The sequence below is a fragment of the Mucilaginibacter sp. P2_D11 genome (genome assembly GCF_056404435.1).
This window is the reverse complement of sequence record NZ_JBFUEA010000003.1, coordinates 117473-132967: the sequence shown is the minus strand read 5'-3', so window position 1 is coordinate 132967 and position 15495 is coordinate 117473. Positions and strand designations below refer to the sequence as shown.

Annotated in this window: 16 protein-coding genes; 5 read left to right on the top strand and 11 right to left on the bottom strand. The window is 45.9% G+C overall.

The genetic code is table 11. From position 1 onward, the window contains the following. Positions 1-33: 33 nt before the first annotated feature. The 8 genes from AC1DXC_RS05430 to AC1DXC_RS05395 form a co-directional block, all read right to left on the bottom strand. Entirely contained in the window at positions 34-405 is a 372-nt protein-coding gene (locus AC1DXC_RS05430) for an NADH-quinone oxidoreductase subunit A (RefSeq protein WP_477458122.1), read from the bottom strand. Between the two features lie 77 nt (positions 406-482). Further along, entirely contained in the window at positions 483-2192 is a 1710-nt protein-coding gene (locus AC1DXC_RS05425; protein ID WP_477458121.1) for a tetratricopeptide repeat protein, read from the bottom strand. Positions 2193-2223: 31 nt separating this feature from the next. Next, positions 2224-3144, bottom strand: a complete 921-nt coding sequence (locus AC1DXC_RS05420; protein ID WP_477458120.1) for a PstS family phosphate ABC transporter substrate-binding protein — start codon at positions 3142-3144, stop codon at positions 2224-2226. Then, positions 3134-3292 (bottom strand): hypothetical protein, encoded by a 159-nt coding sequence (locus tag AC1DXC_RS05415; protein WP_477458119.1) that lies wholly within the window; start codon positions 3290-3292, stop codon positions 3134-3136. Before AC1DXC_RS05415 ends, AC1DXC_RS05420 begins: the two co-directional genes overlap by 11 nt. Before the next feature lie 79 nt (positions 3293-3371). Next, positions 3372-4199: an energy transducer TonB gene (locus AC1DXC_RS05410; RefSeq protein ID WP_477458118.1), complete on the bottom strand. Its 828-nt coding sequence runs from the start codon at positions 4197-4199 to the stop codon at positions 3372-3374. Between the two features lie 23 nt (positions 4200-4222). Continuing rightward, positions 4223-4756: an ExbD/TolR family protein gene (locus tag AC1DXC_RS05405; protein ID WP_477458117.1), complete on the bottom strand. Its 534-nt coding sequence runs from the start codon at positions 4754-4756 to the stop codon at positions 4223-4225. A gap of 4 nt (positions 4757-4760) precedes the next feature. Then, a complete protein-coding gene (locus AC1DXC_RS05400) occupies positions 4761-5378 on the bottom strand; it encodes an ExbD/TolR family protein (RefSeq protein WP_477458116.1) in 618 nt (205 codons plus the stop codon). 89 nt (positions 5379-5467) lie between these two features. Continuing rightward, positions 5468-6211 carry a MotA/TolQ/ExbB proton channel family protein gene (locus tag AC1DXC_RS05395; RefSeq protein ID WP_477458115.1) on the bottom strand — a complete coding sequence of 248 codons (744 nt, stop codon included), beginning with the start codon at positions 6209-6211 and terminating at the stop codon, positions 5468-5470. A gap of 4 nt (positions 6212-6215) precedes the next feature. Between AC1DXC_RS05395 and AC1DXC_RS05390 the strand changes: the two genes are divergently transcribed. Further along, entirely contained in the window at positions 6216-6353 is a 138-nt protein-coding gene (locus AC1DXC_RS05390) for a hypothetical protein (RefSeq protein ID WP_477458114.1), read from the top strand. Between the two features lie 534 nt (positions 6354-6887). On the opposite strand, the gene AC1DXC_RS05385 is transcribed toward AC1DXC_RS05390, so the two are convergent. Together AC1DXC_RS05385 and AC1DXC_RS05380 are read right to left on the bottom strand one after the other, a co-directional pair. Continuing rightward, on the bottom strand, positions 6888-7223 hold the full coding sequence (locus tag AC1DXC_RS05385) for a translation initiation factor (RefSeq protein WP_477458113.1): 336 nt from the start codon (positions 7221-7223) through the stop codon (positions 6888-6890). A 5-nt stretch (positions 7224-7228) separates the two neighbouring features. Then, positions 7229-8119 (bottom strand): diacylglycerol/lipid kinase family protein, encoded by an 891-nt coding sequence (locus AC1DXC_RS05380; RefSeq protein WP_477458112.1) that lies wholly within the window; start codon positions 8117-8119, stop codon positions 7229-7231. Between the two features lie 212 nt (positions 8120-8331). Between AC1DXC_RS05380 and metK the strand changes: the two genes are divergently transcribed. The 4 genes from metK to AC1DXC_RS05360 all read left to right on the top strand — a co-directional run bounded on the left by metK (position 8332) and on the right by AC1DXC_RS05360 (position 12031). After that, positions 8332-9582 carry a methionine adenosyltransferase gene (metK, locus tag AC1DXC_RS05375; protein ID WP_477458111.1) on the top strand — a complete coding sequence of 417 codons (1251 nt, stop codon included), beginning with the start codon at positions 8332-8334 and terminating at the stop codon, positions 9580-9582. 111 nt (positions 9583-9693) lie between these two features. After that, positions 9694-10629, top strand: coding sequence for an EamA family transporter (locus AC1DXC_RS05370; protein ID WP_477458110.1), 936 nt, complete (start codon positions 9694-9696; stop codon positions 10627-10629). Between the two features lie 62 nt (positions 10630-10691). Then, the gene (locus AC1DXC_RS05365; protein WP_477458109.1) at positions 10692-11252 is read left to right on the top strand and encodes an NUDIX domain-containing protein; all 561 of its coding nucleotides are present in this window, start codon (positions 10692-10694) and stop codon (positions 11250-11252) included. A gap of 47 nt (positions 11253-11299) precedes the next feature. Next, positions 11300-12031: a lysophospholipid acyltransferase family protein gene (locus tag AC1DXC_RS05360; protein WP_477458108.1), complete on the top strand. Its 732-nt coding sequence runs from the start codon at positions 11300-11302 to the stop codon at positions 12029-12031. 424 nt (positions 12032-12455) lie between these two features. Here the strand turns inward: AC1DXC_RS05360 and infB are convergent, their stop codons facing one another. Then, entirely contained in the window at positions 12456-15482 is a 3027-nt protein-coding gene (gene infB, locus AC1DXC_RS05355) for a translation initiation factor IF-2 (RefSeq protein WP_477458107.1), read from the bottom strand. Between the last annotated feature and the right edge of the window lie 13 nt (positions 15483-15495).

The window sequence follows — 15495 nt, the reverse complement described above, 5'->3', positions numbered from 1 at the left end:
AAGGAGAGCCAATATATTTAGAATCAGTCTAAACTAATCCCAATCCAGAGCACCTTTTTTAATAATGTAGATAAAACCAGCCAGTAATGTTGCCATAAAAATAAACATCTCTATCAGCCCATCCTTGCCCAACTCGCGAAAATTTACCGCCCAGGGGTACATGAAAATTACTTCCACATCAAACAGCACAAAAAGGATGGCCACGAGGAAGTACTTGATAGAAACTGCGCTGCGGGCGTTACCCACAACCTCTATACCCGATTCGAACGGGGTGAGCTTATCCTTAGTAACACGTTTGGGGCCTATTTTGTGCGTAACAAACATGGTTGTAACCACAAAACCCAGCGCAACCAGCATCTGGAATATAATCGGAAGAAAATCGCCGGGTGAACTTTGTAATTCCATGCTGCAAATATACAAATGAGCCGATAATAAAAAAGCCCCTTTTGCAAGGGGCTCTTATTATTTTTAAAGGGCAGGTGTTACTTGCCTTTCGCCCCCTGGGCTTTCCTTTGGAAGTAGTTTATCGCAGCTTTATTTGCCGGATCGTACTCCTTAGCTTTGGTAAAATTTTCGGCGGCTTTAGCGTCGTCTTTTTCCTTAAACTCATAGTAGTAACCTAAGTAAGCGTAAGCTTCGGCCATGAAAGATTTATCTGCATCTGTTACGCCCTTAGCCGTAACCAACTGTATGTATTGCTCATAATAAGGCTTAGCGTAACCTTTGTATAAAGTCCTGTCGGCCGGTTCTTTAAAGTCGTTGGCACGCGCCTGGTATAGGGCCACAATTGCCAAAGGCGATGATGCTTTGTGCTGGATATAGCTGAACGCTGTGTCGGCTTTGATCAATAACGTCGAATCCGGTGTAGGCTTTGGCTTAGCAGTGCTAAAGAACTGTTCGCTATAAGCTTTGTAATAGCTTAAGCCTTGAGCCAAGTAATCGTTCAGCGTAGTCTTACGCGATTTAGCGATATAATTTCTGTAAGCTTCAGCAGCTTCCAGGTATTTCTTTTTGCTATATAATGATTTACCTATTTCCTGGTAAACATCTGCCTGGGTAGTATCTAAGGTGGCAGCCTGGCGCAATGAATTGATACCCAAAGAATCCAAGCCAGAAGCGATTTGCACACGGCCCAGGTAAACCAAGTCGCGCGGGATCACACGTTTTGCTTCGGCTTTTTGTATCCATGCATTACCTGCTGCCAACGCAGCTGGATAATCCTTATTTTCATACGATGAATACAACAAATAGCGCTGAACTTTTAAGTTACTAGACACTTTGGCCAATTCTGCAGCTTCTGTCTGCAAAGTCTTCCAATCGCCTGAGTACACCAGGAAGTCGGCATAACGTAAGCGCGACTCTACCGAAAGGTCTGTTAACGATAGGTATTTACGATACTGCTCAGTAGCTTCCTTAACTTTTACGGATGCCACTTTAGGGTCTGTTAAAGCCCAACGCACATCGGTTTCTGCCCATTCGCGGTAAGCAGGGCCATAATTAGGGTCGATAGCTAAAGCAGCCTGAAACTCAGTTTCTGATGATTCGAAGTTATTAGCGAATTTCCAGATCACACCTGTAGCCACTTTTGCAGCTGCCAGTTTTGGATCTATCTCCAGCGCTGCCTGGTAGTTACCCAATGCTTCGGTGTTTTTAGATTGCGTGCGGTAAGCATCGCCCAGGGCTAGCAACACGTCTACGTCTTTAGCGTTCAATGCCTTTCCTTTATTCAGAATAGCGATTGCTGCATCAGCATCAGCAGGAGATACCCTATCGTTCACTGGCGACATCAAATAACCTTTACCTATATAAGCGTAAGGCTTGCTGGCTTTGCCTGCTAAAGCAATGGCCTGGTTAAAGTTGGTTGTTGCGGTAGCCCTGTCTTTATCAACAAATGCGGCAACGCCCAAACCTGCGTAGTTAAGAGCCGACTTAGGGTTAACGGCAATCCCTTTGTTGAATACGGTTCTGGCAGAATCGGTGTAATCCTGCAAAATGTAAACCCAACCCAGGTAAAAAAAGTTCTCGTCTTTTGTAGATTGGGTAACGGTTAAATTCTTAAGCATGCCCTTAGCTTTCTGGTATTGCTCTGCATCGATGGCTTTTTTCGCATCCTCTAAACTCTGCGCAAAAACCGACGAGCCTACAAATGCCAGCGCTAAAACTAGTTTACTTATTTTACTGATCATTTTCATCTTATCTTAGTTTCTTAATTAGTATTCAGTATTAGTGTTTAATATTTATTTCCCTTGAGGGGATTGACTCGGGCAGCAAGCCTGATTTCAATATTATCCTTTGTCCGCGCTCGCTGGCTAAAAATGATGCAAAGCCTGCTCCCAATCCTTTTCTGCCTGTGCAATCAACTATGTACAGCGATCTGCTCAATGGATACGTATGTTGGACGAGCGTTGTCTGCGATGGTTTAAAGTACTCTTTAGGCGCAGTTTTACTGCTTTCGTCCTTAACACCCATTATCTTCACCTTATTTACGTCGTCCGCATAATCCTTATCAGGATCGTTTAGCCAGGCAAATCCGGTAATGCCAATGGCATCAGGGTGAGTGCTTACGTACTTTATAACTTCTTTATTAGATTTCAGCGCGTATATGTTCTTCTGTGTAAAATCTTTGTTCCCCGATATTTGTTTCAAATATCTTACCAAACTTGAGTTGGGGTTATCAAAAACGATGTTTTTATCGGTTTTAGCCTTGCCATTAAGCATGGCTATCACCTCTTTAACCGATATTAAAGTATCGTTAGATGCCTGGTTAACAATCAACGCAACGGCATCAACGGCAAATTTATTAACATCGGGGGCCAATGCCCTTCTCCTTAAAATACCGACCTCTGTTGTATCCAGTTCGCGCGAAATAATGGCCACCCTTACCTTATCATTCATCAAGGCGTTTATCGTTTGGCTTTCAGGCGCGTATTTTATTTCCGGCTTTGCATCGGGGTAAAGGGCCCTGAACACATATTCTTCTTCGCCTACTATCGGCGAAAACGACTCGTCGGCTGCAAAAGTGAGCGTACCCGACGTAAAACCGTCTACTATAACTGCTTTCCCATCCTTTTTATTTTCTTTACAGCACTGAAATGCTAAAATAAACAGTGCACCTATCAACAAAAGGAAATACTTATTCTTCATTATCGGGCTTTCTTTTTAAATAGCGCGAAAAACGCAACACTGCATAAACTAATACAAACCCACCAAACAACTTCTTTTGGGTAGGGTCTAATCGCGGCGGGAAGTTATCCAGGAATATCAACAACAGCCCAAGAACTAAAAGTGCCACGAATGTAACAACTCCTAAAATAAGCAAAAACCGCCTTTTGGGCGATTTTTGCTCTTTGTTATTATCAGGTAACATTAAATTACTCTTCTGAAGAAAGCGAGAACGCTACGGGTACACTAAACTGTACACGAACAGGGCGACCGTTTTGTATACCTGGTTTCCATTTCGGGGAAGCTTTCAAAGCGCGTATTGCTTCTTCGTCGCAACCGCTGCCTATACCCCTAAGTACCTTGATATCTGTCAACGACCCGTCTTTTTCAACCACGAAGGTCAAAATTACGCGGCCCTGTACATTATTTTCCCTGGCAACAGCCGGGTAGTGTATTGCTTTACCTAAGTATTTACCAAAACCGCCATCGCCGCCCGGGAAAGCAGGTTGCTGCTCTACCGCCTGGAAAATCTGGTTAGGGTTATCCTCAACTACTTGCTTTACGTCTGCATTACCTACAGGTTCTTCAATCCTGATATCAGCATTCGGGTCACCTTTTTGGTCTTTCTGACCAGGGTCGGCAACTTTCAGCTCTTCCTGGGTAGGAGGTTCTTTCTCCTGTACCTCATTATCAGGTTTTACAACCGGAGGAGGGAAACGCACCTGGTCAATCTTCGGTTTTGGTGGTTCCGGAGGTGGCGGAGGTGGTTTCTTGGTTTGATCTACCGGTGGCGGCGGAAGCACCACCTCGGTAATCTTCACCTTTTCGTCAGCCTTAGGGATAAAGCCCTCAATTTTATTGAGGATTGTTTTAAAGGATATCGCAAAAACAAATACAGCTACGCCAATAATAAGGGCCTTGTTGGTATGACGAGGATTGTCCTTACGTAATTCGTATGCTCCATAATCTTTGTTACGGCCTTTAAAAACAACGTCTATCCATTGCTGGTTTAGAATGTCTAATTTTGATCCTAACATTGTCTTATCGCATTAATTTATACTTAATAATTGCCATCCCTTTTGAGCAGTTCAAGCTCTGCAGGTAGGATATCAACAATTGCGTACGATTGCACACCTGTTATGTTCATCTCGTCAATCGTATCAACTATGTTTTTATAGTTTGATTTATCGCTTGGTTTGATTAGCACAAACATGAATTTACCCGTACTCTGTTGTATTTCTTTTCCTTTTTCGATGAGGGTTTTACGCAAGCCGTCTTTACCGTAGCCTTCGGTAGTTGGCTGGGTTTTGCCTGGCTCGCCAATAAACCATTCTACTTTGTTGTTGGCACCCAACAGCAAGGTCATAGATCGCGACGCTGCCATAGGCAACTGGTCTTTTGTCTTCTCATCCTTATCTGGCATGGTTAAATCCATTGCCTTTGGTTTTGATAGCGTAGTGGTAAGCATAAAGAAGGTGATGAGCAAGAAAGCCAAATCCACCATCGCGGTTAAATCCACGCGCGTAGAGGCTTTTTTACTGCGAACCTTGCCGCCTTTATGTTTACCCCCGCCGGAGGTATCTAATTCTGCCATCTTTTTATTTTTTAGGATCCGATTTGATCGTAGTGATCAGCGCGAACTTGTTTATCTTTTGTTTCTGAAGAACGCCTATCAGTTTCTTGATGGTTGGGTATTCTTCTTTGTTATCCCCTTTGATGGAAACACGCAATGCTAGCCCGTGCAAACTTACATCTACGCGGCGCGCCTCGCGGATCCAGTCAGACAGCTCGTTATTGTCGGTCGTATCATGCGGGATACCTTCTTGCTGGAAAGCTTTCCTTCCCTCTGCATCCAAATCCAGGAAACCGCCCAGTTTGTTTAGCGGCACGCCAAATATTGGCAGCCCCGCAAATTTTTCCTGTTGCGCCGGGGTAAACGGGATGCCGTATTTCTCGCCCATCTGAATAAGCAATTGTTTACGGATATCATTACCATCTACAGAGAAGAACACTTTGCCCTGGCCCACAGTTAACATCAGCATGTTATCATCAGGGATAGGTTGTACCGTTGTGGATGCCGGTATGTCAACCGGTACAGGATCCTCGGTCCTTGGTTTTGCTGTTAATATAAAGAAGGTAAGCAATAAGAAAGCTACGTCGCACATGGCGGTCATATCTATCGAAGTGCTCTTTCTTTGGACTTTTACTCTTGGCATGGTGTAAAGTTAAATATTAAGTGTTACAATTTCAAATAAATTCCAAATTATATTTTGTCATAACGTGGAAACAAGCACTAATATTTTTATTACCTGCTGTTTTTATGCGATGCAGCGAATGTTTGAACAATGCTGAAGCCTGTTTCGTCGATAGCGTAAGTAAGCTTGTCTATCTTAGAAGTAAACAAGTTGTACATTACGATTGATACGGCAGAAGTACCGATACCCAACGCAGTGTTGATAAGCGCTTCAGAGATTGAGTTAGACAGGGCTGATTGGTTTGGAGCACCAGAAGCTGCTAACGCACCGAAGGCCTTGATCATACCGATTACCGTACCCAACAAACCGGTTAATGTACCGATAGATACCAGGGTAGCAATGATGGTAAGGTTTTGCTCTAACATTGGCATTTCCAAAGCAGTTGCTTCTTCGATGTCTTTTTGGATAGCCAAAGTTTTCTGGTCAACATCCAGGTTTGGCTCTTCTTCCATTTCTTTGTATTTCTTCAAGCCCGATTTGATAACGTTTGCTACCGAACCTTTTTGAGTATCGCAGGCAGCGCTGGCAGCTTTGATATCGCCGGCGTTTAATAACGATGTGATTTTTTTAACGAATACATCTACGTTGCCGGTACCAGAAGCTTTGCCGATAACGATTGCCCTCTCGATAGAGAACACGATAACCATTAACAGGTAAGACATGATGATAGGCACGATAACACCACCTTTGTGGATGATACCGAAGTAATCGCCGGGATTCACATCATTCTCAGAGTTGCCACCTTTATAATGACTTCCATCGCCCAATATGAAGATGTAAATACATACGGCCACAGCGATGCAAATTGGAATAGTTAAAGTTGCAAATGCGCCTGATGCACTTGAGCTTTCTTTCTTAACAGGGGTAGTTGGTTTTGTTGGTGCAGTTGCCATTACTTTTGATTTTAGTTTTCGTTTTGTTAGTAATATAAGTTAATAAAAATGTGTGCGTATTAAGCGGTTAACAAAAATAGAATTTAAATGAATTAAAAAAACTTTTTATGTAATTGTTTATAATAATTTAATATAGGCCGCGAAGCCGTTTTGCAAAATGGTAATACATAACGCTATTACGCGGTAAAATTGTGTTTTTGTCAAATAATATTCTGCAATAAAACCCATTTTTTTTGTCAATAGCAAACTTTGGGCCATAAAAAGTGTGTAACTAAGCTGATATAGTAATGTCTAAGCAATAGTCGCAGCTATGTTTTTGCCGCACAGTGTGTCGTTTTTACGCATTGGCCACTCCCGGATTTTTATCAGTCAAATTTTAAAATGCCGCAAGCAGGCAAATCCCTGGCGTAAAAGCCCTGTAACACAAAGCACTATGCCCCGAAAATAATAAAGATTGTGCCCCTCAGCATGGGGTATGGCTGTACAAGTTGGTACAAGTTGAAACAAATCGTGCATCGAATGCATTTTGCTGCCCAAAGGGTGCATCCAAAGTAAATATTTAGTGTAGTTTTTACGATTATCCGCCGGCCTTTTTGGCTTTGTAGCCATCTGCCTGTAATAAGGTGAGCACCTTGTCCCTAAAATCGCCTTGCAGTAGCACTTCGCCATCTTTGGTAGAACCGCCAACACCGCATTTAGTTTTCAGTTTTTTGCCTATGGCCTCTAAATCGGCATCGATACCTATAAAACCGTTTACACGGGTTACCAGCTTGTTGCCTTTTATGCGATCGAGGAATATTTTGAGGTTTTGTTGCTGAGGCGGCAGGGTTTCCTGGGCATGGCTACCCTCCTCCTGATATTGGAAATCAGGGTCGGTAGAGTACATGATGCCGGTATAGTTTTTCTTTGCCATGGTTATCAGCCTTTATAGTTATCGCCAACAATAATTTGCAGCGTGGCGGGCATTACGTTTATTGCTATATCTATGCCGGCTTCCCTCGGCTCGCCATCTAAATGGATAGGGCCGGGCTGCATACGGGTGATGCTGATGTTCTTCCCTTTGATAATCTCTACATATTTAGAGCTTTCGCTTGCTTTGAAAAGCATCCGGAAGCCCATCTCCGGGAAACGGTATAACGGGAAGGGTTTAATGATGCAAACATCAAGCAGCCCATCCTGCACCGAGGCCGTTGGCGATATATGTGCATTGTTACCGTATTGCGACGAATTGGCAATGCTCAGCATAAATGCTTCGCGCCGGTACTCCACGCCGTCTATATTAATAAGGTATTGCTGTGCTTTATAACTCGAAATCTCGCGGATGGACGATTTAAGGTAGCCGATAAACCCTCGTTTGGTGCTTCCGTTGGCAAATACCTGGCTAATATGGGCATCGAAACCCATCCCTGCCATATTGAAGAACCACCGGTCGTTCATCTTGCCTGCATCTATGGTAATTATACGGCCCGCATTGATGCCTTTTATAGCCCCCTCGGCATCCATAGGTACGCTTAAGAAGCGCGATAGCCCGTTGCCCGAACCATAAGGTATAACGCCCAGTACCGTGTTCGTGCCCGCTATGGCCGATGCCACCTCATTAACCGTGCCATCGCCGCCTACGGCAACTATCATATCGTAATATTTTGCCTGCTCGCGGGCAACATCGCGCGCATGCTTTACGCCGGTACTAAATATGGTTTTATACTCAAACAGCGAATGGTCGAGGTACTTTTTTATAAGCTCCGGCACCCCATCTTTCTTCTTCCCTCCCGATACCGGGTTTATAATAAATAACGCTTTCCTTTTCAACTATATAGCTTTACAAGCGGCAAAAGTAAATGTATTTTCGGCTTTGTGAAAAATTGTTTTATTTTTGCCCCGCGTAAGTGGACTGATTTGATGGTGCGGGCCTGCCCTGCACCTGTTGCAACCACGTAAAAAAGTGCTAATTCCTGCTTCTCTTTTTACAAGTTTCAAATAAATCCATACTTTCGGCTTTAACGTTTATTTCAAATAAAAATATGCCATATTTATTCACTTCAGAATCTGTATCAGAAGGGCACCCGGACAAAGTTGCCGACCAAATATCCGACGCTTTAATCGATAATTTCTTAGCGTTCGACCCACAATCGAAAGTTGCCTGCGAAACCCTGGTAACCACCGGACAAGTAATTTTGGCCGGCGAGGTAAAATCTAAGGCTTATTTAGACGTTCAAAAGATTGCCCGCGAGGTAATCAACAAAATTGGTTACACCAAAGGCGAGTACATGTTCGATGGCAGCTCTTGCGGCGTGCTTTCGGCCATACACGAGCAATCACCAGATATTAACCAGGGCGTTGAGCGTAAAGCACCGGAAGAGCAAGGCGCGGGCGACCAGGGCATGATGTTTGGCTACGCTACTGCCGAAACCGACAACTATATGCCATTGGCATTGGATATTGCACACGCTTTATTAATAGAGCTTGCTGCTATCCGCCGCGAAAACACTGAGATAAAATACCTGCGCCCGGATGCAAAATCGCAGGTTACATTGGAATATGCCGACGATAACACGCCGCAGCGTATAGATGCCATCGTAATATCTACCCAGCACGACGACTTTGATGAAGAAGCCACCATGCTGAAAAAGATAAGCGATGATATCATCAGCATTTTGATACCCCGCGTAAAAGCAAAATACCCTAAATACGCCCACTTCTTCAACAGCGATATTAAATACCATATCAACCCTACCGGTAAGTTCGTTATCGGCGGCCCGCATGGCGATACCGGCTTAACCGGCCGTAAAATTATCGTTGATACATATGGCGGTAAAGGCGCGCACGGTGGCGGCGCATTCAGCGGTAAAGACCCATCTAAGGTTGACCGTTCTGCAGCTTACGCTACCCGACACATTGCCAAAAACCTGGTTGCGGCCGGTGTTTGTACCGAAGTTTTGGTACAGGTATCGTACGCCATTGGCGTAGCCCAGCCAATGGGTATTTACGTAAACACCTACGGTACTGCCAAAGTTGGTTTGAATGATGGCGAGATAGCCAAAAAAGTGGAGGCCATTTTCAACATGACCCCTTATGCTATCGAGACACGCTTTAAACTGCGCAACCCTATCTATAGCGAAACAGCAGCTTACGGCCACTTTGGCAAACCAAGCGAAATAGTTACCAAAACCTTCAACGCTCACGATGGCAGCAAGCTGGAGCGCGAAGTAGAGCTATTTACCTGGGAAAAGCTGGATTACGTAGACAAGGTAAAAGCCGAATTTGGATTATAATTCCCCTAATAAATTAAAATCAACAAAAGCGGCCGAAATTTTCAGCCGCTTTTTTTATACCCTTTTATTTGGTGTACGCCTTTAAGGGGCCGCAACCCAACATAAACCGACATGAAAACGCAAAAAGCAATCTCGCCGCTGTTGGTGGCATTCGCCTTCTTTAATATATACGTGGTATGGGGCAGCACCTACCTGGCGGTGATATATGGCTTGCAAAGTTTCCCCCCATTTATTTTAATTAGTTTGCGATACCTTACCGCCGGGTTGCTGTTGCTTGCCTGGTGCAAAATAAAAGGAGAAAGCTTCCCCGAGACGAAAGCGATGCTGCGCCATGCGCTGGCCGGTACATTGATGCTTGTAGGGGGCACCGGCGTTATAGCATGGGCCGAGCAGTACATCAGTTCGGGCCAGGCTGCTATACTGGTAGCCACAGAGCCTTTGATGCTTTTGGTGATAGACCGCAAACGCTGGAAGGAGTACTTCTCTAATAAATTTATCGTTAGCGGGCTCATCATCGGCTTTATAGGCATCTTTTTGTTTATGAAACTGGGGGTAGCCCAAATACACCCCTCACCGATGGCGATCGTTGCCAGCGTGGCCATATTATTTGGTGCGTTGTTATGGATAACAGGCTCGCTCATTGTAAAGGGTAGCGACGGGAAAAGCTCTACCGTGATGAATGCCTGCGTGCAATTATTGGCGGCCGGCCTTGCAGCAGCCGTGGTAGCTTTTTGCAAAAGCGAGCAGATTGGCTTCTCGTTTAGTGCGGTAAAGGGCGAAGCCTGGGCAGGCCTTATATTCCTTATCGTAATGGGTTCGCTTATTGCCTATCAATCTTTCGTGTGGCTACTGAGTATCAAACCGCCGGCAATTATCAGCACGCATACTTACGTAAACCCGGTTGTAGCGGTGTTTTTGGGCTGGTTGTTTATACACGAGGAAGTGAACACCGCCCAGCTTTTAAGTTTGTTTATCATATTAGCCGGCATATTGCTGGTAAACGTGCCGGGATATTTGAAGCGGAATAATACCGGGAAGGCGGTATAATTGCTTATTTTAGGTGCGATTTAAAGGCATTCTGAAAATTCTTAAATTCTGATTCAGACACCATGCAACACCCTACCGAAAACCCCTGGACAATAACCGGCGAACAAAACGTATATGATAACCCCTGGATAAACGTTACCGAGTACCAGGTGCTCAACCCATCGGGCAACCCGGGCATTTACGGCAAGGTGCATTTCAAAAATGTAGCCATAGGCGTTATTCCGCTGGATGCAGATATGAACACTTACCTGGTTGGCCAATACCGCTTTGTACTGAACCAGTATTGCTGGGAAATACCCGAAGGCGGAGGCCCGGAGGGCACCGACCCATTAGAATCGGCCAAACGCGAGCTGCTGGAAGAAACAGGCCTTAAAGCCAGCGAGTGGACCGAGATACTGCAGATGCACCTCTCCAATTCGGTAAGCGATGAACTGTGCATTATTTATATGGCCCGGGGGCTGGAGCAGCACGAGGCCGAGCCTGAAGATACCGAGCAACTGCTAGTAAACAAAGTACCCTTTGATGAGGTTTACCGGATGATAAACGCCGGCGAAATAACCGATTCTGTGACAATAGGTGCAGTACTCAAACTAAAGCTGATGCAATTAGAGAACAGATTATAAGCCAAAGGTTTACCAATTTCTCAAAAAAATATACCTTTGCGGCGCTAATGAAAAAGTTTTTAGGCTATTTTTTGTCCCCGCTTGCTACTATTGCATTTATGCTGATGCTGGTTATTTTCCAGCCCATACAATGGCTTTGCTATAATCTGGGCGGCTACAAGGCACATAAGCGTTCGGTTGATATCCTGAACTTCTTCCTGGTAGGCACCTACTACATTTTGTTCAACCCCGTTAAATTCACCAATAAGCAAAATTTGCCGCTTGGCCGCTCTATCATTTTTATAGCCAACCACCAAAGTGACTTTGATATCCCGCCGATGATTTACTTCCTGCGGAAGTACCACGCAAAGTTTATCTCCAAAGTGGAGCTTACCAAAGGCATACCCTCTATATCCTACAACCTCAAGGTTGGCGGCGGTGCCAATATCGACAGGAAAGACGCGCGCCAATCAATCACCGAGCTGGTAAAATTCGGCACGCGGATGAAGGAGAATAAATGGAGCGCTATGATATTCCCGGAGGGTACGCGCTCTAAGGATGGAAAGGTAAAAACCTTTCAATCAGCCGGTGTGGCTGCGCTGTTAAAGTATTGCCCTGATGCCCTGCTGGTGCCTGTAGCCATCAAAGATTCGTGGAAGATGCGCCGCTATGGCTTGTATCCGCTAAATACCTTCACCCCCATGAACTGGACGGTGCTGGAACCCATAGAACCCGGCAAAACCCCGGTAGATGAACTGGTAAAACAAATCGAAGAGCGGATAAGGGCGGTGGTTGACTAGTGAGTTTTGGCCTGCGGTTTTTGTCCAGTTTTATTTTATAGAAATGTTGCAAAAATCGATTGAATTGGATCGACCGCAGACATCGCTTACTCCCATTTTTTTGTTTCTGCCACTGGCTTAAATTCCCCAAAATAGCCGCAAAAAATAGGCGTTTTTCTGTGTTTTTCGGAGTTTCTCTAGCGTTTTGTAGCATTTTTCTTGCACGGCGAAAAACAGCCTTATTTGCATGGAATGACCCTTTTTGACAAAACACCACATTTTCGGACCGAAAAAAATTTCCAGCTTTTTCTAATAAATCGCACCTGTTTCAGCTATAACTTTCCAGGAATTTCCAGCTCTGTTTGCCGTGGCAAAACACCCGGGGGCATCAACCAAAAAAGGGATAGCTTTTGGCCATCCCTTTCAATTATCTAAACAAAAACCCTTAAGCCAGCTTGCGCTTTACCTCTACGTTTTCGTATGCTTCTACTATATCGCCAACTTCGATGTTGTTGTAGTTGTTGATGTTCAACCCGCACTCGTAGCCGGTTAAAACTTCTTTCACATCGTCTTTGAAACGTTTCAGTGATGCCAGTTCGCCGGTGTGCACTACCACGCCATCGCGGATGATGCGGATCTTGCTGTTACGGGTAATTTTACCATCAAGTACCATACAACCTGCGATTGTACCCACCTTGCTGATCTTGAACACATCACGGATTTCCACGTTCGCAACAATCTTCTCTTCGAAGGTTGGTGCAAGCATGCCTTCCATAGCTGCCTTTATCTCATTGATCGCATCGTAGATGATAGAGTACAAGCGGATATCGATCTGCTCTGCTTCGGCCAGTTTACGCGCACTTCCCGAAGGACGTACCTGGAAACCGATGATGATCGCATCTGACGCAGAAGCCAGCAACACGTCGCTTTCTGATATCTGCCCAACAGCTTTAGAGATGATGTTCACCTGTATCTGCTCGGTAGATAGTTTCAGCAACGAATCTGATAATGCCTCGATAGAACCATCCACGTCGCCCTTAACAATGATGTTAAGTTCCTTAAAGTTACCAACTGCCAAACGGCGGCCAATTTCATCAAGGGTGATGTGTTTCTGCGTACGTAAGCCCTGCTCGCGTTGCAATTGCAAACGCTTGTTGGCTATTTCGCGTGCTTCTACTTCGCTTTCCAGCGAGTTGAACCTGTCGCCCGCGGTTGGTGCACCCTGCATACCCAGTACCTGTACCGGTGTTGAAGGCCCTGCCGAAGTTACGCGCTGGCCACGCTCGTTGGTTAAAGCTTTTACACGCCCGCTGTAGCAACCGGCCAGTATTGGGTCGCCCACTTTTAAGCGGCCGGCCTGTACCAATACAGTAGTAACGATACCACGGCCTTTATCCAGGGCCGACTCGATCACTGTACCCACGGCACGTTTGTTAGGGTTGGCGGTAAGCTCAAGCAATTCTGCTTCAAGCAACACTTTCTCTAACAACAGTTCGATATTCAAGCCTGTTTTGGCAGATATTTCCTGGGTTTGGTATTTACCACCCCATTCTTCTACCAGTATATTCATGGCCGATAGTTGCTCACGGATCTTATCCGAGTTGGCACCCGGCCTGTCGATCTTATTGAACGCGAAGATGATTGGTGCGCCTGCAGCCTGTGCGTGGTTTATGGCCTCGCGGGTTTGCGGCATCACGCTATCGTCTGCTGCTATCACAATGATAACGATATCCGTTACCTGTGCACCCCTTGCACGCATGGCGGTAAACGCCTCGTGGCCCGGTGTATCCAGGAAGGTGATTTTCTTATCATCGGGCAAAGTTACTTCGTAAGCGCCAATGTGCTGGGTTATGCCCCCTGCCTCGCCGCCTATTACGTTGGTTTTGCGGATAAAATCGAGCAATGATGTTTTACCGTGGTCAACGTGGCCCATAATGGTCACGATTGGTGCACGCGGCAAAAGCTGATCCGGCTCGTCCGGCGTATCTAAGTTCGCTTCTTCGTCCTGTGGTTTTACAAACTCTACCTGGAAACCAAACTCATCGGCTACGATGCTTAAAGTTTCGGCATCCAAACGCTGGTTGATGGATACGAACATCCCCAAACTCATACAAGTAGAGATAATTTGCGTAACGGATACATCCATCATGATAGCCAATTCGTTTGCCGTAACAAACTCGGTAACTTTCAATACTTTAGATTGTGCATCCTGCTCCATTGCCAGTTCTTCGGCAGTTGCAGCAACATCATCGCGTTTTTGGCGGCGGAATTTAGCACGCTGCGCGAATTTACCCGATTTACCTGCCCCGCTTAAACGTGCAAGGGTGGCTTTAATCTGGTCTTGTATATCTTTTTCTGTTGGTTCTTCCTTAGGCCCTGTACTTGGTGGCGCATTGCGGTTGCCCCCACCCCTAAAATCGGGGCGGTTGCCTTGCCCGCCTCCCGGAGGAGCTGTTGGGCGGTTACGGAAATCGGGGCGGTTGGGATTTATAGGGCCGCTTGGCGGTGCCTGCTGCCCGGTGTTGTTGCCGCCACCACCCTGGCTATCTTTACGCTTGCGTTTACGTTTATGATCTGCTGCGTTGCCTGCCGCGTTCGACGACGAAGCCACCGGACCGCCACGCTTAGGCGTGTTGTTTACAGGCAAAGTAATTTTGCCTATAATTTTCGGACCGCTAAGGCGCTCGGCGCTTGCGCGGATAACATCATCGCCTTCTTCTGCTGCCGCTGCTTCGGGCTCTGCAGCCACAGGTGCCGGCGCAGGAGCAACCGGTGCTGCGGGCGCAGGTGCTTCTGCAACAGGAGCAGGTGCTTTTGGTGCCTCTATTACAGGTTTTGGAGCCTCAACTACCGGTTTTGGTGCCTCTGCCACAGGAGCGGGTGCTTTTGGCTCCTCAACTATCGGTTTTGGTGCTTCAACTACCGGTTTTGGTGCCTCTGCAACGGGAGTGGGCGCTTTTGGAGCCTCAACAACAGGTTCAGGTGCTTTTGGCGGCTCGGGCGCTTTTGGCGCTTCGGCAACTGGTTTGGCCCCCAGGTTGTTCAGGTCAATTTTGCCTACAACAGTAACCCCAGGCAAGCCTGCGGTGCTACGATCTTCGGCCTTCGGTTGTGCCGGTTCGGCAGGCTTTGGCTTCTCGGCCTGCGGCGAAGAAAAATGCCCGTTGTTTTTGATCAGTATCTCCTCGTTCTCGAAATCTCTCGAACGGCGGCTTTCTACAGGTTTCTCGGGAGCCGCAGTTGGCTCTTCTTTCCTGATTTTGCCTATGCTGATCTGCTTGGCCTCTTCCTTAATAATTTTGTCGACAGCAAATTCCTTCAACAAGGTAGTGTACATGTCGTTATCCAGCTTGGCCATGGGGTGTTTATCCACCTTGTAGCCTTTAGTAGCTAAGAAATCGACAAGGGTACCCATACCGATGTTCAGTTCTTTTACTGCCTTTATTAATTTTATTGATTTGTCTTCTGACATTTATTATTATTTC

Excerpts from the sequence above, each read along its gene's own strand:
- AC1DXC_RS05430 (WP_477458122.1), bottom strand. The coding sequence starts at position 405 with ATGGAATTACAAAGTTCACCCGGCGATTTTCTTCCGATTATATTCCAG.
- AC1DXC_RS05425 (WP_477458121.1), bottom strand. The coding sequence starts at position 2,192 with ATGAAAATGATCAGTAAAATAAGTAAACTAGTTTTAGCGCTGGCATTT.
- AC1DXC_RS05420 (WP_477458120.1), bottom strand. The coding sequence starts at position 3,144 with ATGAAGAATAAGTATTTCCTTTTGTTGATAGGTGCACTGTTTATTTTA.
- AC1DXC_RS05410 (WP_477458118.1), bottom strand. The coding sequence starts at position 4,199 with ATGTTAGGATCAAAATTAGACATTCTAAACCAGCAATGGATAGACGTT.
- AC1DXC_RS05405 (WP_477458117.1), bottom strand. The coding sequence starts at position 4,756 with ATGGCAGAATTAGATACCTCCGGCGGGGGTAAACATAAAGGCGGCAAG.
- AC1DXC_RS05400 (WP_477458116.1), bottom strand. The coding sequence starts at position 5,378 with ATGCCAAGAGTAAAAGTCCAAAGAAAGAGCACTTCGATAGATATGACC.
- AC1DXC_RS05390 (WP_477458114.1), top strand. The coding sequence starts at position 6,216 with ATGCAAATTGGAATAGTTAAAGTTGCAAATGCGCCTGATGCACTTGAG.
- AC1DXC_RS05385 (WP_477458113.1), bottom strand. The coding sequence starts at position 7,223 with ATGGCAAAGAAAAACTATACCGGCATCATGTACTCTACCGACCCTGAT.
- metK (WP_477458111.1), top strand. The coding sequence starts at position 8,332 with ATGCCATATTTATTCACTTCAGAATCTGTATCAGAAGGGCACCCGGAC.
- AC1DXC_RS05370 (WP_477458110.1), top strand. The coding sequence starts at position 9,694 with ATGAAAACGCAAAAAGCAATCTCGCCGCTGTTGGTGGCATTCGCCTTC.
- AC1DXC_RS05365 (WP_477458109.1), top strand. The coding sequence starts at position 10,692 with ATGCAACACCCTACCGAAAACCCCTGGACAATAACCGGCGAACAAAAC.
- AC1DXC_RS05360 (WP_477458108.1), top strand. The coding sequence starts at position 11,300 with ATGAAAAAGTTTTTAGGCTATTTTTTGTCCCCGCTTGCTACTATTGCA.
- infB (WP_477458107.1), bottom strand. The coding sequence starts at position 15,482 with ATGTCAGAAGACAAATCAATAAAATTAATAAAGGCAGTAAAAGAACTG.